The organism is Pseudoduganella chitinolytica (assembly GCF_029028125.1).
Lineage (GTDB): Bacteria > Pseudomonadota > Gammaproteobacteria > Burkholderiales > Burkholderiaceae_D > Rugamonas > Rugamonas chitinolytica.
Map to the genome: position 1 here is coordinate 6,094,422 of NZ_CP119083.1, position 20,139 is coordinate 6,114,560.

14 protein-coding genes and 1 pseudogene are annotated in these 20,139 nt (G+C 67.6%); 2 read left to right on the forward strand and 13 right to left on the reverse strand.

Annotated elements, in window-relative coordinates:
* Positions 1-150: 150 nt before the first annotated feature.
* From PX653_RS27000 to PX653_RS27010, 3 genes are all read right to left on the reverse strand, one after another.
* On the reverse strand, positions 151-909 hold the full coding sequence (locus tag PX653_RS27000; protein ID WP_277415711.1) for a hypothetical protein: 759 nt from the start codon (positions 907-909) through the stop codon (positions 151-153).
* 11 nt (positions 910-920) lie between these two features.
* A complete protein-coding gene (locus tag PX653_RS27005) occupies positions 921-1,658 on the reverse strand; it encodes a hypothetical protein (protein WP_277415712.1) in 738 nt (245 codons plus the stop codon).
* Positions 1,659-1,724: 66 nt separating this feature from the next.
* Entirely contained in the window at positions 1,725-3,194 is a 1,470-nt protein-coding gene (locus tag PX653_RS27010; protein WP_277415713.1) for a methyl-accepting chemotaxis protein, read from the reverse strand.
* 273 nt (positions 3,195-3,467) lie between these two features.
* On the opposite strand from PX653_RS27010, the gene PX653_RS27015 reads away from it, so the two are divergent.
* Positions 3,468-4,241, forward strand: a complete 774-nt coding sequence (locus tag PX653_RS27015) for a GAF domain-containing protein (RefSeq protein WP_277415714.1) — start codon at positions 3,468-3,470, stop codon at positions 4,239-4,241.
* 95 nt (positions 4,242-4,336) lie between these two features.
* Here the strand turns inward: PX653_RS27015 and PX653_RS27020 are convergent.
* The 5 genes and pseudogenes from PX653_RS27020 to PX653_RS27040 all read right to left on the reverse strand — a co-directional run.
* A pseudogene (locus tag PX653_RS27020) lies at positions 4,337-4,576 on the reverse strand (DoxX family protein); the annotation flags it as partial.
* Between the two features lie 69 nt (positions 4,577-4,645).
* Positions 4,646-7,840, reverse strand: a complete 3,195-nt coding sequence (locus tag PX653_RS27025; RefSeq protein WP_277415715.1) for an efflux RND transporter permease subunit — start codon at positions 7,838-7,840, stop codon at positions 4,646-4,648.
* Positions 7,841-7,849: 9 nt separating this feature from the next.
* On the reverse strand, positions 7,850-9,007 hold the full coding sequence (locus PX653_RS27030) for an efflux RND transporter periplasmic adaptor subunit (RefSeq protein WP_277415716.1): 1,158 nt from the start codon (positions 9,005-9,007) through the stop codon (positions 7,850-7,852).
* Between the two features lie 11 nt (positions 9,008-9,018).
* Complete coding sequence (locus PX653_RS27035) at positions 9,019-10,434, reverse strand: efflux transporter outer membrane subunit (protein ID WP_277415717.1); 1,416 nt, start codon at positions 10,432-10,434, stop codon at positions 9,019-9,021.
* Positions 10,431-11,093: a CerR family C-terminal domain-containing protein gene (locus PX653_RS27040; RefSeq protein ID WP_277415718.1), complete on the reverse strand. Its 663-nt coding sequence runs from the start codon at positions 11,091-11,093 to the stop codon at positions 10,431-10,433. The genes PX653_RS27035 and PX653_RS27040 overlap by 4 nt, the downstream gene beginning before the upstream one ends.
* 150 nt (positions 11,094-11,243) lie before the next feature.
* On the opposite strand from PX653_RS27040, the gene PX653_RS27045 reads away from it, so the two are divergent.
* Entirely contained in the window at positions 11,244-12,350 is a 1,107-nt protein-coding gene (locus PX653_RS27045; protein WP_277415719.1) for an alpha/beta hydrolase family protein, read from the forward strand.
* 217 nt (positions 12,351-12,567) lie between these two features.
* Here PX653_RS27045 and PX653_RS27050 read toward each other — a convergent pair whose 3' ends face one another.
* The 5 genes from PX653_RS27050 to PX653_RS27070 all read right to left on the reverse strand — a co-directional run bounded on the left by PX653_RS27050 (position 12,568) and on the right by PX653_RS27070 (position 19,971).
* The gene (locus PX653_RS27050) at positions 12,568-13,926 is read right to left on the reverse strand and encodes a hybrid sensor histidine kinase/response regulator (RefSeq protein ID WP_277415720.1); all 1,359 of its coding nucleotides are present in this window, start codon (positions 13,924-13,926) and stop codon (positions 12,568-12,570) included.
* Between the two features lie 101 nt (positions 13,927-14,027).
* A complete protein-coding gene (locus PX653_RS27055; protein WP_277415721.1) occupies positions 14,028-14,768 on the reverse strand; it encodes a 2OG-Fe dioxygenase family protein in 741 nt (246 codons plus the stop codon).
* 41 nt (positions 14,769-14,809) lie between these two features.
* Entirely contained in the window at positions 14,810-16,840 is a 2,031-nt protein-coding gene (locus PX653_RS27060) for a TonB-dependent receptor (RefSeq protein WP_277415722.1), read from the reverse strand.
* Between the two features lie 125 nt (positions 16,841-16,965).
* Complete coding sequence (locus tag PX653_RS27065; RefSeq protein WP_277415723.1) at positions 16,966-17,463, reverse strand: DUF6702 family protein; 498 nt, start codon at positions 17,461-17,463, stop codon at positions 16,966-16,968.
* Positions 17,464-19,971 (reverse strand): M1 family metallopeptidase, encoded by a 2,508-nt coding sequence (locus tag PX653_RS27070; RefSeq protein ID WP_277415724.1) that lies wholly within the window; start codon positions 19,969-19,971, stop codon positions 17,464-17,466.
* Between the last annotated feature and the right edge of the window lie 168 nt (positions 19,972-20,139).

Here is a 20,139-nt window from a genome sequence, read left to right on the forward strand (position 1 = left end):
CCTCTTCGTTCTTGTTGGCGCAGGCAGCCAGCAACAGCGACAGCGTGAGGGCGGACAGCAGGGTGGTGCGACGATTCATGGAACCTCCAAAACGGTGAGGTTCGTACGCTAGCAGGCGGGTGCCTTTTCGGTAACCCTACCTGTGGAGGGTCACTCGTCCGGGCCGCAGCCGAGGACGTCCTTGCCGCGATCGAGGATGACCACGTTGCGCACCTTGCCGCCCTCGTCGTAGTACGCGATGAACGCGCGGCCGTCGCGCAGGTTGGCGTGGTATTTGAGGATGCCGTCCGGTCCCCGGGTGACCAGTTCGTCGGTGGCGGCGGCCAGGTCGAGCGTGTGTTCGCCCAGCGTCGCGCGGCCGCGCGCCAGCGCGAAGGGATGCGGGTGCGGTTTCTCGTCCGGCGTGGCGCTGCACTCGATGGTGCCGGCGGTATCCAGTGAGCCGGCAAGGGTGAGGACCAGCGCCTGCTTGTCCAATGCGGTCGGCAGGCGCACGCCCTCGCAATTGAACGATTGCTCGCCGGCGCGGGCCTGGGCCAATGCCATGCCGCTCACCCGACCGACGGCCAGCGACGTCTTCTGGTCCGCCGCCACCAGCGCCACCGACGTGGCAATGCCCGCGGCCGTGGTACGACGCTCGATATTGGCGATGGCGCTGTCGGCAACGTCGATATCGATGCCTGGCGCTTGTACCTTGCCGTTGGCCTTGACTTGGAGCGCACCGGTCGCGCCGCCTTCAGTTGCGGGCTGTGCTGCGCAACTGCCGCCGGACTTGCCGCCGTACGTCCCTGCCAGCAGTGGCGTCAGCGCGGCCCAGCGGCCCGGCGTCGCATGGGTGGCCTGGGATGCGCCGGCACAGAGCAGCAAAGCGGCGGTCCATGCGGACATGGATGAAATGGATCGTTTCATGGTTCCTCCGGTCACTCGTCCGAGCCGCAGCCCAGCACCGGCTCGCCGTGTTCATACAGCGCGGCACCCTTGACGCCGCCACGCACGTCGTACAGCACGGTGAAGGCGCGGCCGTCGTTCAGCTCGAAGCCATATTGCATGCCGCGGCCCTTGCCGACACTCAGTGTTTCGGTGCCGGGCTGGGTCAGGTCGAAGGTACGGTCCCCCAGCTGGACCTTGCCGCGCGCCAGCCGGAACAGCGCGTCGCGTGGCGGCGCCTCGGCGCCGGTGCGGCATTCGATGGTGCGGCTGGCGTCGAGCAGCGGGGCGAGCGACAGCGCCAGCGGCTGCCCATTCAGGCGCGCCGGCGCCGCGACGCCGTCGCAGCCCAGCGTCTGCTCACCTTCCTTGAGCGCCGCGCTGTAGGCGCCGTTGTCGGGCAGCAGGATGAAGTATGCCGCCTCGTACTCTGCTCGCAGCACGACCTTGCTCTGCACGGTCTTGCCTTCCCGACCGCGCCAGAGTTCCATCAACTGGCTGTCGCGCGGGTCGAACATCATGCCGGGAGCGCGCGCCTTGCCGTCGGCATCGACAGTAATCTTGCCCGGCTTGTCGGCGCCGCCGGGCCGTTCGCCGCAAATGCCGGAATAGGCACCGGCGACCAGGGGCGCGATGGCCGACCACGGGTGGGCCATCTTGGCTGTGCCGGCTTGGCCGGCAGTGCAAACGCCCGCGAGCAGGAGGGAGAGGAGGGTATCGCGACGGTTCATGCGTGGCCTTGGCGCAAAGGCAGCACCCTACCACGACTGTTGAATTTCATGCAATCGCACGGACTCTCATGCCGCCAGTGCCAGCCGCGCCTGTCCTTCCTCCAGCTGGAACGTATTGACCACGCCCGCCAGTTGCGCGGCCTGCGTCTGCAGTGCCTGGGCCGCGGCGGCGGCCTGTTCGACCAGCGTGGCGTTTTGCAAGGTCATGTCGTCCAGTTGCACGATGGCCGCGTCGACGTATTCGATATCGTCGCTTTGCGCGCGGCTGGCGTTCGAGATGTCGGCCATGAGCTGGGTGACACGGCCGATGCTGGCGACGACGCCCTGCATCGTGTGGCCGGCCTCACCCACCAGTGCCGTGCCGGCGCCCACCTTGCTGACGGAGTCCTCGATCAGCGCCTTGACTTCCTTGGCCGCCGCGGCCGAGCGGTGCGCCAGGTTGCGTACTTCCGATGCGACGACGGCAAAGCCGCGTCCCTGTTCGCCGGCGCGCGCCGCTTCCACGGCCGCATTCAGGGCCAGGATATTGGTCTGGAAGGCGATGCCGTCGATGACGCCGATGATGTCGACGATCTTGCGCGACGACTCGTTGATCAGGTTCATCGTGTTGACGATACCCTCGACCGCCTTGCCGCCCTGCTGCGACACCTGCGCCGCGTCTTCCGCGACCTTGCGCGCTTCGGCCGCATAGTCGGCATTGCGGCGCACGGAGGCGATCAGCTGCTTCATCGACGACGACACCTGGGCCAGCGAACCGGCCTGCGTTTCCGTGCGGTGCGAGAGGTCCAGGTTGCCGGAGGCGATCTCGGCCGATGCGGACGCGATCGCATCGGTACCGCTGCGCACGCGGCTGACGATGCCGGACAGGCTGTCGCGCATCGTGCTCATGGCGTGCAGCAGGCTGCTGGGAGCGGCCTGGCGCGTGTCCACCGCGCGATGCAGTTCGCCCCGGGCGATACCGCGTGCGACGCTGGCGGCGTAACCGGGCTCGCCGCCCAGTCGCCGCAGCAAGCCGCGGACGATGGCGATGCCCGTCGCTGCACACAGCAGTGCGCCAAGAATGGCCAGCGTGACGATCCACACCTGCGCCCGGCCGGCCTGCGCATTGGTGACCGCGTTGGCCGCCGCGCTGCGCTGCTGCAGCTCGGCCAGCAGGGTACCGATGTCGGCCACGATCTGGCGCCGCAGCGGGCTGCATTCCTCGACGAGAAAAGTGCCGAAGTGCGTCATGTCGTCGGCAACGCGGTACTGGCGCGGCCGTTCCAGTTCCTTGGCCATGCGCGTCAGGCCCGCGTGGACCTTCTCGAAGGCGGGGCTGTCATGCAGTACCGGTTCCAGCTTCTGCAATGCGGCCAGGTAGCGTGCCTTCTGCTCGTCGACGATGTCGAGCTCGCGCCGCGCAGCGGCCGGATCGGTAAAGATATAGGCGTTGCGGGCCGCGATGCCGGTCTGGTCGAGCGCTTCGCGGGCCTCGTACAGCACGTCCAACTGTTCGCGGCGCAACGTTTCCGCGTTGATCAGCGCGCCGTCGATCATGCGCACCTGCGGCCGTGACCGCCAGCGCCAGGGTGAACAACAGGGCCAGCGCGAACGCCGTGTACAGCTTGGTCGCGATGCTCGCGGAGCGGAATACCTTCATGTCGTGCCTCAATTAATTTGACGAAACTGAGCGGTATGATCTCCAATATATTGCGACAGCGCAACATAATTTGACGAAAGCGGCGAATTGTTGCGTGGAGTCGTTAAATCAATCAAATCTTGGCTGCGGCTCGGCATTTGTCTATACTTCCGGCAATACGAAAGGCCTCCATGGACAGCAACCCTGCAAGCACGATAATCGACGACGATCCCATCCTGACCACCAGCGCGGCGGCGCGCCTGCTGGGCGTTGCCACGAGTACCGTGCAACTGTGGATGGAAAGTGGCGCCATCGAATCGTGGAAGACCCCGGGCGGACATCGCCGCACCCGGCTGAGCCGCATCGCGCGCCTGATGGAGCCGGCCGCGGCACTCCAGCCGGCAACGGTCGGCCAGGCGGTGGAGGCCGTGCTGTCGACCGTCTCGCCAGCGGAGTTCCAGGCGCAGCCGTCCCCTGGATATCCGGTGGGCGGCAACGAGGCGACCCGGCTCGTGGCGCTGGCGGCGTCGGGCCTTGTCGACAGTCCGCCGGAAGCGCGCTTCGACCGCGTCGTGCGCCTGGCTGCCGCGGTCACCGGATCGCCCATCGCCCTGATTTCGCTGCTGACGGCGCAGCGCCAGTGGTTCAAGGCGCGAGTGGGGCTGGCCGCGCAGGAGACGCCGCGCGAGTGGGCCTTCTGCTCGCATGCCATCATGCACGACGATGCCTTCGTGGTCGAGGACACGGCAACCGACGAGCGCTTCCGCGACAATCCGCTGGTGCAGGGCGACCCGCACATCCGCTTCTATGCCGGGGTACCGCTGCGCGACAAGGCCGGCAACGCGCTGGGGACGCTGTGCGTCATCGACCGCGAACCGCGCAAACTGCGCGCGGCCGAACTGCAGGGGCTGCTGGACCTGGCGGAGATCGCGATGGAAGAACTGCCGGAGCCGCCACGGCCATGAACCCGCGGTGCCTGTCACCATGGATCCAGAAAAAGGGTGACAGTCACCGATTCTAGAAAAAGGGTGACAGTCACCGATTTACATCGTCGCCTGGCTTATGCGGCCTGGCGTCCGCCGCGCACCGCGTTGCTGATTCGCTTGCCCCCTTGCGCCAGCCGGTTGTCGATGCTGAACGCGCCGGCGCCGAATGCCACCACCTGCAGCAGGCCACCGGCCATCGCGAAGTTCTTCAGCAGGTGGATGAACTGGTTCTGGTCGCCGATCGCGTTGTGGAAGGCCAGGCCGGTGACGATCGAGAACGCCGCCAGCACGGCCGCCACCAATCGGGTTCGGTACAGGTCAGCCCGGAAGTAAAAACGGCTCCCGGCATCGCTGCCGGGAGCCGCTGCGGTGGGGCGCCGGGGTCAGTGGCCCTTCGCGCCGATGACGGGATTGCCGACCGCATCGACCGTCTTGCCGTTGTTGGCGGCCGTGCCGTGGCTGCCATCGTGCGTGCCGTCGTGCGCACCATCGTTTCCTTGTGGCGGATGGCGGCGCAGCTTGCGCACCAGGCGGCCCAGCAGGTGCTCCGTGTCGTCGATGTAGGTGAACACGGCCGGCACCACCAGGAGACTCAGCAGGGTCGACGTGATCAGGCCACCGATCACCGTGATCGCCATCGGCGAGCGGAAGCTCGGGTCGGCGCCCAGGCCCAGCGCCAGCGGCATCATGCCGGCGCCCATCGCGATGGTCGTCATCAGGATCGGCCGGCTGCGCTTGTGGCAGGCGTCCACCAGCGCATCGAAGCGACTCATGCCGGCCTGGCGCGCCAGGATGGCGTAGTCCACCAGCAGGATCGAGTTCTTCGTCACGATCCCCATCAGCATGATCAGGCCGATCATCGACGGCATCGACAGTGCGCGGCCCGTCACCAGCAGCGCCACGATGGCGCCGCCGATCGACAGCGGCAGCGCCGCCAGGATCGTGATCGGCTGCATGAAGTCCTTGAACAGCAGCACCAGCACGCCATAGATGCACAGCACGCCGATCGCCATCGCGATGCCGAAGCTGGCGAACAGCGACGCCATCTCCTGCGCGTCGCCCAGTTCCGCGATGCGCACGGACGGCGGCAGGTTCTGCATCGATGGCAGTGCGCGCGCCTCCGCGTTCAGCTCGCCCAGCGAGCGGCTGCCCAGCTCCACGTCCAGCGTCACGTTGCGGCTGCGGTTCAGGCGGTCGATCTGGGCCGGCCCGCTTTCCATCGTGATCGTCGCCACGTTCGCCAGCAGCACGGGGCCGTTGGTGCCCGGTACCGTCAGGCGGCCGATGGCGTCCAGGTCGGCCCGCACCGCGTCCGGCAGCTTGACGCGGATCGGCACCTGGCGCTCCGGCAGGTTCATCTTGGTGAGATCGAAATCGTAGTCGCCGGCCGTGGCCACGCGCACCGTCTCGCCGATGGCGCTGGCCGTCACGCCCAGGTCCGCAGCACGGGCGAAGTCGGGGCGCACGATGATCTCGGGCCGCACCAGCGACGCACTCGAGGTGACGTTGCCGATGCCCTGCAAGGTACGCAGCTCGCGCTCGACACGCTGCGCCGCGCCCATCAGCGCGATCGGGTCTTCCGACTGCAGCACCAGCTGCATCTTGACACCCGTGTCGGGCGGGCCCACCGTGAAGCGGGCCCCCGGGATGTTCGCCAGCTTGGCGCGCAGCAGGCCGTCGATCTCCGGCATCGACTCGTCGCGGTCGGTGCGGTGCACCGTGGTGATCGTCAGCACGGCGCGGCGCGCTTCCGCTTCCGCGCCGGGCGCGAACGCGTCGCCGGCGGAGCCGCCGCCCACGGAGCTGAACACGCCCACGATACCCGGCACCTGCATCGCCGCGGCACGGGCCTGTTCGGCCACCACCTTGGTTTGCGCCAGCGTGCTGCCCGGTGGCAGTTCCAGGTTGACCTGGGTCTGGTCGCGGTCGGCCGGCGGCACGAAGCCCGTCGGCAGCAGGCCCACCAGCATGATCGAGCAGACGAAGAACACGGCCGACGCGATGGCCGTGATGCCGCGATGGTGCAGGCACCATTTCATCGTGCGCATGTAGCGCGTCATGATCCAGCCGTCCTGCTCTTCCTTGTGCGCTTTCGGCTTCAGCAGGTAGGCCGCCATCATCGGCGTCAGCAACCGCGCCACCACCAGCGAGGCCAGCACGGCCAGCACGGCGGTCCAGCCGAACTGCTTGAAGAACTTGCCGGGGATGCCGCCCATGAACGCGGTCGGCAGGAACACGGCCACCAGCGCGAACGTCGTGGCGATCACCGCCATGCCGATTTCGTCGGCCGCTTCCAGTGCCGCCTGCATCGGCGACTTGCCCATGCGCAGGTGGCGTTCGATGTTCTCGATCTCCACGATGGCGTCGTCGACCAGCACGCCCACGACCAGCGCCAGCGACAGCAACGTCACCGTGTTGAGCGTATAGCCGAACCAGTAGATGCCGAGGAACGCGGGCATCACGGACAGCGGCAGCGCGGCGGCGGCGACCAGGGTGGCGCGCCAGTCGCGCAGGAACCACCACACCACCAGCACGGCCAGGATGGCGCCCTCGTACAGCAGCTCCATGGAGCCCTCGAAGTTCTCGTGCACGGGCGAGGCGTTGTCGATCGATTCCTTCAGCTCGATGTTCGGATACTCCGTGCGCAGCTTGGCGACAGCGGCGCGGGCGCCGTCCGCCACCGCGGTCTCGCTGGCGCCCTTGGTGCGGAACACCTCGAACGCCACGACCGGCTTGCCGTCCTGCGTGGCGATGGCGCGCGATTCCGCCACCGTGTCGGTGACGGTGGCCACCTGGTCGAGGCGCACGTGGCGGCCGTCGCCCAGCGGGATGTCCATGGCGGCCAGTTCCTGCGCCGACTTGACCGTGGCGATGGTGCGCACGGACTGCTCGGCGCCGCTGACGTCGCCGCGTCCGCCCGGTGCTTCGCGCTGCACCTGGCGCAACTGGCGCGAGACGTCCAGCGCGGACACGCGCAGCGCGGCCATGCGGGCGTCGTCCAGCTCCACGCGGATCTCGCGGTTGACGCCGCCCACGCGGCTGACGGAGCCGATGCCCGGCACCGCCAGCAGGCGTTTCTGCACCGTGTTGTCGACGAACCAGGACAGGTCGGCGTCGTCCATCTTGGTGCCGCCCGTCGCGCGGGCGGTGGCGACGAACGTCAGCACGACGCGCCCCGCCGTGGAGACCTTGCTGACGATGGGGTCGCGCAGCTCGGCCGGCATGTCGGCCTTGACGCGGGTGACGGCGTCGCGCACTTCGTTGACGGCGTCCGACAGGTTCTTCTCGAGGATGAACTCGACGGTGACGGTGGCGTCGCCATCCAGCACTTTCGTATAGATGTTCTTGACGCCTTGCAGCGTGGCGACGGAATCCTCGATCTTGCGCGCGACTTCCGTTTCCAGCTGGGCCGGTGCGGCACCCGGCAGCGTTGCCACGACGGTCACGATGGGTAATTCGATGTCGGGGAAGTCCTGCACCGGATTGGCTTTATAGGCCAAGAGGCCCGCGAGCGTCAGCAGCACGAACAGCATGATCGCGGGGATGGGATTCCTGATCGACAGGGCGGAGAAATTCATCGCGGCTCCTTATTTGGGGGCGCTGGCGGGAGCGTTGGCCGCCACCGCGCCGGCCGGCGCGGCCACGTGCCGCACCAGGTCGCCGTCGTTGAGGAAGCCCGCGCCGCTCAGCACCACCTGGGTACCAGCACCGACGCCGAGCACTTCGATGCGGTCGCCCAGCCGGCGGCCCGTGCGGATCTTGACCTGGCTGACGCGCGAGTCCGGGTTCAGGCGGAACACGTAGGGGAAGCCGTCGCGCACCACGACGGCCGGCTGCGGCAAGGTCAATGCGTCGGACTTGCCCAGCTCGAACTGGCCGGTGGCGAACATGCCGGCCTTGAACGGCGCGTTGCGGTTCAGGTCCGGCGGCAGGTCGACATAGACCAGCGCGGAACGCGTCTGCGGATCGACGGTGGGCGCGATCATCCGCACCTTGCCCGTCAGCTCGCTGCCGTTGGCGGCCTTGACCCGCACCGCGCCGCCGATGCGGATGTTCTTCAGGTCCGCCGCCGTCACTTCGGCGCGCCATTCCAGCCGGCCCTGGCGGATCATCTTGAACAGCTCCGTGCCGGCGCCGACGACGGAGCCGACGGTGGCGCTGCGCGCCGAGATGACGCCGGCATCCGGTGCCACCACCTGCGTGTACTTCAGCCGCAGCTGCTGCGCCGCCAGCACCGCGCGTGCCGATTCGATGCGCGCCTTGGCCGTCTGCTCGGCCGTCAGGTACTGGCTGATCTGCTGTTCCGACAGCGCGCCGCTGGCCTGCACCGCGCGGGCGCGGCGGGCGTCGGCCTGGGCCTCGGCCGCGTTGGCCTGTGCTTCGGCCAGCGCGGCCCGCGCCTGCGCGACTTCGGCATTGACGGTATCGGCCGAGAACACGGCCAGCACTTCACCCTTCTTGACGACATCGCCCACGTTGACGCGCACGTCGGTCAGGCGCAGGCCGTTCGATTCATTGCCGATGACGGCCTCCTGCCACGCGGCGACGTTGCCGTTGGCCGCCAGTTGCAGCGGCAGGGATGCCGTGGCGGGACGGATGGTCGTCACCGTCAGCGCCGGCGTCTGGGCCGGCTTCTTTTCTTCCTTGGCGGCTGAGGCATTGTGCATCAGCGTCATGCCGACGCCGCCGAAGGTGCAGAGGGCCGCCACGGCCAGGGCGATCGATTTGGTCTTCATCTTGTTCATATGCGTGTCCATTATTGTTGGGCGGGGCGGGTCCAGCCGCCACCGGCCGCGCGGTACAGGGCGATCCAGGCGGCGCTGCGCTCGCGCTGCAGGCTCACCATCGCGTTTTCGGCAGCCAGGCGGGTGCGGCGCGCGTCCTCCAGTTCCAGCAGGCTGGCCATGCCGTTCTTGTAGCGCTCCTCCGTCGCCACGAACGCGCTGCGGTAGCCTTCCAGCGCCGTGCGCGCGTCGCCGGCCCGCTCGTCCGTGCCTTGCAGGTTGACCAGCGCTTCCTCCACCTCGCGCACGGCCTGGCGCACGGTGCCCTGGTAGCTGCTGACCGCCGCCTCGTAGCGCTCCTGCGCGGCGGCCACGTTGGCGCGGCGGGTGCCGGCGTCGAAGATGGGAAGCGTCATCTGCACCGGGCCGATATTCCATGTGTTGGCCGTGACGTTTGCGCCGCCCGTGTGCACGCGGCCGCGGCCGATGGCCCCGGCCAGGGTCAGGCGCGGGAAGCGCTGGGCGCGGGCACCGGCCACCTCGAAGCTGGCCGCGGCCACTTCGCGCTCGGCCGTGAACACGTCCGGCCGCTGGGCCAGCGTCTGCGCGGGCAGTTCCGCCAGCGCGATGCCCTGCGCCGGCGACAGGGCAGCCAGTGCATCGGCGCCCGTGGCGGCTCCGCCCAGCAGGCTGCGCAACTGCGGCTCGTCGATGGCGGTCAGCGCCACCAGCGCCTTGACGTTGACGTCGCACTGGGCGCGCTGGGCGATGGCGCGGCTGTTCGCCTCGGCGGCACTGGCGCGCGCCTGCGCCGCCGTCGCCGGGGCCTGGAAGCCTGCCTGCGAGGTCAGTTCCGTCAGCCGGGCCGTGTCGGCACGCGAGCGGGCGTCCTGCTGGGCAACCGCCAGCAGCTGCTCGCAAGCGCGCAAGCCATAGTACTCGTTCGCCGTTTCGGCGGCGACCGACACACGCGCGTCATGCCATCCCGCCTGGGCGCTTTCCAGGCGCGCCTGGGCGGCGTCGCGGCTGGCCCGGTTGGCGCCGAACAGGTCGAGCTCCCACGACGCCTGCGCATAGACCTGGGACGTCGTATTCGACGGCACCGAGGCTTGCTGCTGGCTGGTGCGGGTGGACGTGGCGACGCCATCGACCGCCGGCACCAGCGCGGCACCGGCGGCAGTGCGTTCGGCGCGGGCCTGGCCGATGCGCGAACGGGCCGCCGCGACGGTCGGGCTGACCTGCTGGGCCGCCTCGACCAGCTGGGCCAGCAGCGGATCGCCCTGGCCGCGCCACCAGTCCGACAACGCCGCCGTGCTGCCGCCGTGGGGCAGGGGCGCCTGCCACTGGACGGGCGCCTGGTCCGGCACCTGCCGCGCGGGGCCCGTCAGGCCGCACCCCGCCAGTGCGAGTGCCGTCGCGACGGCCAGCGCACACGTTCGATTCCTCATGCTGCTCCTTTCTGTCGTTTTTCTTGTTCCGCCAGCACGATCGCTTCCGCGTAGCCGGCCAGTTTCGGGATCCAATCGCGCAGCGCATCGGGCGCCGCCAGCAATTGCGGCGTCAGCGCCACGATGACGTCCGCGCCGATCATGATGTGCACGCCCAGGCTGGCGCAGGCATGGACCAGGCGGTGCACCTCGTCGTCGACTGGCACGCCCAGGTGGCGCGCCAGCACGCCGGCAAACGCCATGTGCTCGGCGCGGATGCCGTTGTTGAGCTCCTCGGCCCACACGCCGCGCGGCTCGAGCACCTCGCGCAGCCACAGGCGCATGCACAGTTCGGCCTCCTCGCCCTCCAGCAGGGGGCCGAGCAGCTGGGCGTAATAGCCTTCCAGCGCCTCGCGCAAGGTGAAGTGGGGCTGGTCGAACATCTCGATGTTCTTCTGCGGCGGGGGCAGGAAGTCGGTCAGCGCGGCCTTGTACAGGCCGGCCTTGTCGCCGAAGTAATAGCTGATGGCGGCCACGTTGGCGCCGGCGGCCAGCGCGATCTCGCGCGTGGAGGTGCGGGCGAAGCCCTGTTCCGCAAACAGCTTCATGGCGGCCAGCAGCAGCCGCTCGCGCGACTGCTCGCCGTCCGAGCGGGATTTACGTAGTGGTTTTTCAATCATTGCGCAATTACATCACACAAATCAAACAATTGATATAAGTAAAGCGATTGTTTGAATAGCCGCGATGCGTCTTTAGGCCATCTTCATGCTCGGTCGCTAGACTTGCTGCCCAGGTAACCAACGATGAAAGGTCAGACGATGCGTCCTGGTATGTTCTTTTCCCTCCCACTGCTGGCCGTGCTGGCTGCTTGCGGCGGCGATTTCCGCCCCGAGGCTGCGACGGCCGCCGCTGTCGTGTCGTATGCCGCCCGGTGCGGACTGCCCGAGCCGTCCGCCGAACCTTATCGCGCGACCGCGCCGACCGGCGGGCACTGCATCGGGGCGCTGGAATTCGCGCTGACGGACCCGGACCGCGCCGAGCCCTTCACCGATGCGCCGGAAGATCGCCGTTCGTTGTCGGTGCGCGTGCTGTACCCGGCTGCGCCGCAGTCGCAGGCGGCGCGGATGCCGTACGGTCACGACGCCGTCTACGCGGCACTGGGTTTGCCGACCGGGTTCGCGGCAGCGGGGCATGCGCGGGCGGGCGTGCCGCTGCAGGTCGACAGGCCGGCGCCGGTGATCCTGTTTTCGCCGGGACTGGGCAATGCGGTGGAAACCTACGCGGGCCTGACGGAGGACCTGGCCAGCCATGGCTACGTCGTGGTGACGATCAACCATTCGTACGTCTCCGGCCCCACCCGCCTGCCGGACGGTTCGATCGCGGCACCGGTCATCGACGGGGGTTCCGACGAGGTCCTTGCCGAGCTGGTGGCGGACCAGCAGCATGTGCTTGACTGGCTGGAGCAGCGCAATGCCGAGCAAGGCGGGCCTTTGGCAGGCAAGCTTGATTTAGCGCGCGTGGCGAGCTATGGCCATTCGCTGGGCGGTGCGACGGCACTGGGCCTGCAGCGGCTGGATGGCCGCGTCAAGGCGGCCGTCAACCTGGACGGCACGGTGTACGGCAACCTCGAGGAACCCTGGAGCAAGCCCTTCATGATCCTGGATACGGTACACCGGTGGGAAGGCAAGGTTGTCGTCGATGAAACCGTACAGACGGTCTGGCGCATGCACCGGGGCCCGGCCGTGTACCAGACGCTGCCCGGCGCCTGTCACGGCGACTTCGGCGACCTGGCCCGGTTGGGGCGTACGTACAATGCGCGGCACCCGCAGGCACCGGTGGACATCGATGGGGAATTGTTTTGCGCGCCGGACCCGGTGGCCCTGGAGCGCGATGTACGGCAGCGTGTGTTGGCTTTCCTTGCAGCGTACCTGCGCTGACGCGGCAAAGCACGATCGACCAAAAAAAATGCCCGCGAGCCATTGGCTGCGGGCAAATTCCAATTGTTCGGAGAACGCTTGGAGGAGACGGTTCAACTATAGCGCCGATTATGTTGCGCTGCAATACCGTAGTTCTACCGTGCGCACCTTTTTTTTCACTTTCATGCGGCGGCCACGCCACGTTGCCAAATGTGCACTTGCAACAAAGACAGCTTTTTCAGGCGCCCTTGGCCGCCAGCGCCAGCGTAAACACGCTGCCCTTACCGAACTCGCTGCTGAAGTAGAGCGACCCGCCCAACAGGTTCGACAGGTTCTGGCACAGGTACAAGCCCAGGCCGGCGCCCTCGGCGTGGCGGGTGGACGTGAAATCGAGTTGCGAGAACGCCTGGAACAGCTTGGCCTGGTCTTCCTCGCGGATGCCGGCGCCGCTGTCGGCCACGGAAAACTCCACCGTGCGCTTGCCGTCGTCGGCGGTACGTAGGGCCAGGCTGATGCGCACCATGCCTTTATCCGTGAACTTGATGGCATTGTTGGCAAGATTGATCAGCACCTGGGTCAGGGCGCGGCGGTCCGTGTCCAGCGTGATCGGTTGCTCGTCCAGCGCGACTTCCAGTGCCAGGCCCTTCTGGGTCGCCAGCGGGCGCAGCGTCTCTGCCACCTCGCGCACCAGGTCCTGACACTGCACCGCCTCGATCGACAGCGTGACCTTGCCCGCCTCGATCTTGGCAACGTCGAGGATGTCGTTGATCAGCGAGAGCAGGTGGCGCGCGCTGGAGCGGATCGTGTTCAGCTGCTTGTCCTGCTCCGTCGTCAGCGGGCCGGGAAGCTTCATCAGCAAGGCGCCCGTGAAGCCGATGATGGCGTTCAGCGGCGTGCGCAGCTCGTGCGACATATTGGCAATGAACGCCGACTTCATGCGGCTCGCCTCGGCCAGCTCCAGGTTCTTCAGCGCGATTTCGCGGTTGATCGTTTCCAGCTGCCCGGCGTGGTGGGCCAGGCGCATATTGAGTTCGATGACCTGCCGTTCGCGCGCCTGCAGTTCGCTGTTCACCTGTACCGCCTGTTCGTACGTGGAGATCAGCAGGTCGAGGATCTGCTGGCGTTCGGCGTTGATGAAATGCTTCTGCTCGCCCAGGTAGAGGGCGATGCCCACTTCCATGTTCTGGTTCTTGCGCAGCTTCTGGTTGACCAGCATGTGGCCGATGCGATTGAGCAGGTAGTCTTCCGCATATGGCTTGCGGATGAAGTTGTCGGCGCCGCATTCGATGCCGCGGATGATGTCCTTCGGGTCGTTCAGCGAGGTGACGAGGATGACGGGAATGTCGCGCAGGCCCGCATCGGACTTGACGGCGCGGCACAGCTCATAGCCGTCCATTTCCGGCATGACGATATCGGACAGCACCAGGTGCGGCTTGCGCTCGTGGATGGCTTCCAGCGCCAGCCGGCCGTTGCCCGCCACGCGGGCGCGGTATTTGACGGACTGGATCAGGCGGCGCAGGCGTTCAGCCTGTGTCGGGCTGTCCTCGACGATGAGGATCTCGATCTCGCCCGGTTCGATTTCATAGCTGGCGTCCACTGCACTGTCCCCACTTGCTGATTGCGTTTGACTATATCGGATTTGCCGCGCTTGCGGCGCCCGCGCTCGTGTGTGCGCCGGATTGCATCGTGCACGCAACGCTACGCCGGCTGTTCGCCCTGGAAGCCGCCGGCGCGGTAGGTCAGCACGAGCGTGTCACGGTAACCGTGTTCGCCCAGCGGCTGGATCGGCGTGGATTCGTGGATCACCGCCGCATCGTCGAGCAGCAGCATCGTCCACGGCTCGGTCATCGTGAAGCGCTTGCCGTTCGGACCCTCGGCCTCGAACACGCGCGTCTCGCCGCCCTTGATGCCGTGGCGGCCGACCAGCAGCACGGCGACGTAGTCGACGCCGTCGCGGTGCGCGCCTTCCGGGGTGGGGCGGCCGATGCCGTCCGCCGTGTCGATGCGAAACTGATGGGCTTCGACGTACCACGTACGCACACCGCGCACGGTGGAGCAGACCCGCCCCAGTGCCGTCAGCAAGCCCTGCCAGCCCGGCTGTTCGATGGTGGCCGGCTGCACGGGCGCGAACATGCGGTGCATGCCGCCGTGCAGCGCGTTGTATTCGACCGGCTGCCAGTGGGCCCGGTGCGCGGTCTGCGCCAGCACGTCGCCTTCCTGCACGAAGCAGGAGTGGCGCCGGCGCCGGTAACGGCCGCCGTCCTTCAGGTAATTGTCCAGTTCCAGCGCATCCCACGTGGGCGCCAGCGCTTCCAGCTGCGCCAGCGGCGTGCCCGCCAGCGCGGCCACGTCGGCCGGCGCCAGCAGCGCATAGCCTTGCGTGCGCAGGGCCGTGCTGACTTGTTCGAGGGGCGTGAAGGCGGGTGCGGCGGCGGACATGGCAAACTCGGAAGAAAGAGATTCCCTATTGTACGACTTCGCTAGAAGCTGTGGGTCAAGGTCAGCCGCAGCGACCGCGCCTCGATCGGATGAAAGTGGACGTCGTCCACCGCCCCGGCTTCGCCGCGCAGGCGCGACGCATAGTAATACTCGATGGCGGCCGCGCGCCGGTTGGCCAGGTTGAACGCTTCCAGCTCCAGGCGGGTGGCGCGGTCGAGCCGGCAGGCGATGCGGCCATTGACGGTGGCGCTGGCGCGCGAGCGCACGCTGTTGTCCTCGACCAGCGGGCGCGGGCCGAACCAGCGCAGCCGCAGTGCGCCGGACCAGGGCCCGGTTGGCGTAAACGTTGCCGCCAGTTGCGCCACTCCTTCGACGGCGCCGGGGATATGGTTGCCGGCGCTGTCGGCATCCCGGTAGCGGCCGCGCGCATAGGCCAGGTCGGCGTCAAGGCTCAACCACTTGGCGACCTTGTAGTAGGTCGAGAATTCGATGCCGTGGCGGCGGCTGGGCCGGCCCGCCTCGGTGGTGCCGGCGTCGCCGACGAACACCAGCTCGGAATCGAAGTCGAGCCGGTACAGCGACAGGGACGTCTGCAGCCCGGGTAGCCACTCGCTGCGCACGCCCAGGTCAAGGCCGCGCGAACGGGCCAGCGGCGTGACGCGCGCCGTCGGCTCATCGGTCTTCGGATCGACGGCGATCACCGTGCCGCGCGCGTCGTTGCTGTGGAAGCCGCGCCCCGCGTTGACGTACAGCTCCGTCAGCGCCCACGGTCCCAGCACGAGGCCGACGCTGGGACTGGCCAGCGTGGCGTCGGCCTTGCCCGAGTTCTCGGGCCGGTCGCTCGTCACGTCGAAGCGGTAGCGGTCGGCGCGCAGTCCGGCGACCGTGCGCAGGGTTGGCGTCCAGCGCGTGTGGTTCTCGACGAACAGCGCGGCCGACGATTCCACGATATGGTCCTGCCGGATCGCGCCCAGCGTGCGCCGCGCGGCCGTGCGCAGCAGCGCGTTGTGGATATTGTCGTTCTGCAGTTGCAGGCCGACCGTGGTGGACGTCAGCACGTCGCCCGCGTGCACGTGCCAGCCGTGGCGCGCATCCAGGCCGGCCGTCACGCGCCGGTCCGGCTGGGCGAACTGGTCGCCGTTGACCGGGTCGTCCAGGAAGTAGGTGAAGTTCGAGAACAAGTCGAGCCGGTTGGCGATCACGTAGGCGGAGACCTTCGATGCGCTGTCCTCCGCCGTGCGGCGCCACCCGGCCGAGACGCTGTAGCGGTGCGCGCTGCCACCATCGGTCGTGTCGACCGTGTCGAAGCGGCCCAGCGTGCCGTTGGCCACCGCGCGTTGCGGGATCTGGTCGGTGGCATGCCAGTGCGCCCCGTATGCCATCGCCGCCACGTGCCAGCCGTTGTTGGCGTAGCCCTGGCTGTAGCGCAGCACGGCGTTCAGCTTGCGGTAGCCGTCGCCGCGCGTGAAGGGGCCGTCGTTGTGCAGCACTTCGAGCGCATACAGCAGGCTGCCGCCGGCCAGCGCGGGCGAATCGGCCAGCAGGGCACGGCGGTAGCCGTCCTGGCCCAGCGTGACGCCGAACTGGCCGCGCGGCAGCCGGTTCGCATAGGCGATGGCGGTCGCGCCGGCGGACGAGAAGTCGCCAGTGGCAGCGCTGTACGGTCCCTTGCCGTAGTCGAGCCGCGCGGCCAGCTCGGGAATGACGAAGTTCAGGTCCGTCCAGCCCTGGCCGTGGCCGTGGCTGCGCTGGTTGACGGGCATGTCGTCCACGCTCGTGCGCAGGTCGGTGCCATGGTCGAGGTTGAAGCCGCGCAGGTAGAACTGGTTGGCCTTGCCTTCGCCGCTGTGCTGGCTGACGACCAGGCCGGGCGTCGCCTCCAGCAGCTCGCCGGGCCGGTAGTTGGTGCGCGCCTGCAGCTGGCGCTGGGTGACGGTGCCGTCGGCGGCCGAATCGGCGATGCCCAGCTGCGACGTGCGCGAGGCGTCCACCAGCACGCGCTGTAGGACGATGTCGTCGGCGTGGGCGGGGAGGGCGGTGAGAACGAGAAAAAACGGGAATATTCGCGGCATGGGAATGGGTTGGGGTCAGTCCCAGCAGGGGACTGGCCCCGGATTTTATCGTTCGCGGAAGAAAACCGGGGTCAGTCCCCGATAAAGCCGGGGACAGACCCCAAGCCTGTGAAGCCAACGCTGCTTCAAGGCAAACGCTGCTCGCGTTGCGCCGCCGTGAACGTCAGCGTCACGGCGGCCCGCCCCGCATTCGGCCCCACGTTGACGGTGTTGACCTGGGTCGCGATGAAGTCCGTCAGCACGGCATCCAGGATCGTGGCGCCCGCCGGCAGCGCGGTCTGCGCGATCTGCTGGAACACGGTGATGGTGTCCGCACCGGCCTTGATGCCCACCCACTGCAGCGGCAGGGGCTTGCCTCCCGCGCTGATCGTGAAGTGCCGTTCGATGTACTGGCGCAGCACGTCCTGGTCTTCCTCCAGCCCCAGGTCGAACGAGCGGCCGTACAGGTTGGTCAGCAGCGCCTCGATATCGTGCGCCGTGTACGTATGGATCACCTCCGTGTTGCCGGTGGCGGCGTTGTAGCCGATGTCCGCCATGCCCATGTGATAGTTGTGGGCGCGCGCGGCACCGGCGCAGGACAGCGCCAGTGCCGCGGCCAGGGCAATGTGTCGCAGGCGCCCCATCTACTGCTTGCCGGCCGGCTTTTGCGGCTGCTGCTCGGCTTCCTGCTTGGCGGCGGCGCCGTTCGTTGGCGCTACCGCGGGCTTGGCGTCCGCCTTCTCGTCCACCTTCTCACTGGACTTGGCGTCTTTCGCGTCCTTCTCGTCGCCCTTCAGCGGCGTATTGAAGTCCTTCATCATGTCCGGCGCCTTGCGCTCGGCCTTGAACAGCTCCAGGCGCGACGGCACCGCCTTGCGTGGCCAGCTGTTGTTGCCGGTGTCGATATCGGCCGTTTCCCAGTACGGGTCCTGGGTCAGGGCCGTCATCGGCTCGTCCGTCACCACGAGCTTGGTGATTTTTGCAGGCGAGTAGCGCCACACTTCGGCCGGCACGCGCTCGATGGTCTTCTTGCCGGACTTCAGCGTGATCTCGAGGATCAGCGGCATCACGAGGCCGCCCTTGTTGGTGAAGTCGACGAGGTACAGGTACTTGCCCTGCGCCAGCAGGTCCTTCTGCCACGGCTCCAGTTCCGCCGTCGCTTCCTTGTACTTGTTGCGGTCCGCGTTGGTGACGGTGAACTCGTCGTGCTCGTTGTAGAAGTCGCGCAGTTCCGGCTGCGTATCGATCCGGCGCGGCATCGAGGCGTTGCGCTGGTCCGTGACCGACACCGGCTCCTCGGCCTTGCGCGCCCTGGCCCAGGCCTTTTCCGTTTCCGGGTTCTTCGTGTCGACGGTGAATTCGCTGATGTTGTCCAGGCTGATGTCGACGGCATCGGTCGTGTAGAACCAGCCGCGCCAGAACCAGTCGAGGTCCGTGCCGGACGCGTCTTCCATCGTGCGGAAGAAGTCCGCCGGGGTGGGGCGCTTGAACTTCCAGCGCCGTGCGTACTCGCGGAATGCGTGGTCGAACAGCTCGCGGCCCAGGATCGTCTCGCGCAGGATGTTCAGGGCCGTCGCCGGCTTGGCGTACGCGTTGTTGCCGAACTGGAGGAGCGACTCGGAGTTCGTCATGATCGGCACCTGGTTGGCCGAGCGCATGTAGTTGACGATGTCGCGCGGGTCGCCGCGGCCGATCGGGAAGTCCTTCTCCCAAGCCTGCACGGCCAGGTACTCGACGAAGGAGTTCAAGCCCTCGTCCATCCACGTCCACTGGCGCTCGTCGGAATTGACGATCATCGGGAAGTAGTTGTGGCCCACCTCGTGCACGATGACGGAGATCAGGCCGTACTTGGCGCGCTTCGAATAGGTCAGCTGGCCCGTCTTCTTGTCCTTGGTCGGGCGCGGGCCGTTGAAGGAGATCATCGGGTATTCCATGCCGCCCACCGGACCGTTGACGGAGATGGCCGTCGGGTACGGGTAGTCGAAGCTGTACTTGTTGTACTGCTCGATGGTGTGGACGATCGACGCGGTGGAGTACTTCTCCCACAGCGGATTGCCTTCCTTCGGGTAGTACGACATGGCCAGCACGTTGGTGCCGTCCTTTCTATACCCCTGCGCGTCCCAGATGAACTTGCGGCTCGACGCCCAGGCGAAGTCGCGCACGTTCTTCGCCTTGAAGTGCCACGTCTTGGTGGCCTTGCTGACGGACTTCTCCGCCGCCTCGGCCTCGGCCTGGGTGACGATGACGACGGGCTTCTTTGCCGTCTTCGCCTGTTCCAGGCGCTGGCGCTGCACGGCGCTCAAGACGTCGCCGGGGTTCTGCAGCTCGCCCGTGGAGGCGACCACGTGGTCGGCCGGCACGGTGAGCCTGACGTCGTAGTCGCCGAATTCCAGCGTGAATTCGCCCGAGCCCAGGAACTGCTTGTGCTGCCAGCCCGCCACGTCGTAGTACGCCGCCATGCGCGGGTACCACTGGGCGATCTCGAACAGCGTGTTCTTGTCTTCCTCGAAGTACTCGTAGCCGGAGCGCCCGCCCAGCACCTTCTGCTCGTTGATCTTGTAGGTCCACTCCATGCCGAACGACACGCGCTCGCCCGGCTTCAGGGGCGTGGGCAGGTCGATGCGCATCATGGTGCCGTTGATGACGTACTTCAGCGGCGCACCGCCGGACGACTTGACGTTGGCGATCCTGAAACCGCCGTCGAACTCACGCCCGACCAGCGTGTTGCGCAGGCCTTCGTACTTGGCGCCTTCCTCGCCGCGCGGCTTGGTCCAGGCCTCGCGCGATGGCGCGGTCTGCACGCGGCGCGCATCCGAGTCGTTCTTGTAGATGTTCTGGTCCAGCTGCAGCCACAGGTAGGTCAGCGTGTCCGGCGAGTTGTTGTGGTAAGTGACCTGCTCGCTGCCGCTGACGGTGCGGTTGGCTTCGTCCAAGGTCGCGCGGATCGTGTAGTCGGCATGCTGCTGCCAGTACTGGTGGCCGGGCGCGCCGGAGGCGGTGCGATAGGGCGTGGCGGTGGGCAGCAGTTCGTCGAGCTGGCGGAACTTGTCCTCGAACTTTTCCGCCGGGGCGGCAACGGCGGCGGCGCACAAGGAGGTGCACAACGCGGTGCACAGCAGGAGGGTGGCAATACTGGTTGGCGAGCGCTTCATCGGACCCCTGGCTGGTGAATTTCAGGTAATGGTCGGGGTATTCTAAGCGGTCGCTACATGTCGTGCGGCAAGTCGTTTTGTAAATATTTTGAAACATTGCCGGTGGCGGACGTCCGCCCCCGGCGCGGGCGGCGTGGCCGTTTTATTGCCGGGCGCAGCGGCTTGTCC

Excerpts from the sequence above, each read along its gene's own strand:
- PX653_RS27030 (WP_277415716.1), bottom strand. The coding sequence starts at position 9,007 with ATGAACAAGATGAAGACCAAATCGATCGCCCTGGCCGTGGCGGCCCTC.
- PX653_RS27025 (WP_277415715.1), bottom strand. The coding sequence starts at position 7,840 with ATGAATTTCTCCGCCCTGTCGATCAGGAATCCCATCCCCGCGATCATG.
- PX653_RS27070 (WP_277415724.1), bottom strand. The coding sequence starts at position 19,971 with ATGAAGCGCTCGCCAACCAGTATTGCCACCCTCCTGCTGTGCACCGCG.
- PX653_RS27015 (WP_277415714.1), top strand. The coding sequence starts at position 3,468 with ATGGACAGCAACCCTGCAAGCACGATAATCGACGACGATCCCATCCTG.
- PX653_RS27000 (WP_277415711.1), bottom strand. The coding sequence starts at position 909 with ATGAAACGATCCATTTCATCCATGTCCGCATGGACCGCCGCTTTGCTG.
- PX653_RS27060 (WP_277415722.1), bottom strand. The coding sequence starts at position 16,840 with ATGCCGCGAATATTCCCGTTTTTTCTCGTTCTCACCGCCCTCCCCGCC.
- PX653_RS27040 (WP_277415718.1), bottom strand. The coding sequence starts at position 11,093 with ATGATTGAAAAACCACTACGTAAATCCCGCTCGGACGGCGAGCAGTCG.
- PX653_RS27055 (WP_277415721.1), bottom strand. The coding sequence starts at position 14,768 with ATGTCCGCCGCCGCACCCGCCTTCACGCCCCTCGAACAAGTCAGCACG.
- PX653_RS27005 (WP_277415712.1), bottom strand. The coding sequence starts at position 1,658 with ATGAACCGTCGCGATACCCTCCTCTCCCTCCTGCTCGCGGGCGTTTGC.
- PX653_RS27010 (WP_277415713.1), bottom strand. The coding sequence starts at position 3,194 with ATGATCGACGGCGCGCTGATCAACGCGGAAACGTTGCGCCGCGAACAG.
- PX653_RS27045 (WP_277415719.1), top strand. The coding sequence starts at position 11,244 with ATGTTCTTTTCCCTCCCACTGCTGGCCGTGCTGGCTGCTTGCGGCGGC.
- PX653_RS27065 (WP_277415723.1), bottom strand. The coding sequence starts at position 17,463 with ATGGGGCGCCTGCGACACATTGCCCTGGCCGCGGCACTGGCGCTGTCC.
- PX653_RS27035 (WP_277415717.1), bottom strand. The coding sequence starts at position 10,434 with ATGAGGAATCGAACGTGTGCGCTGGCCGTCGCGACGGCACTCGCACTG.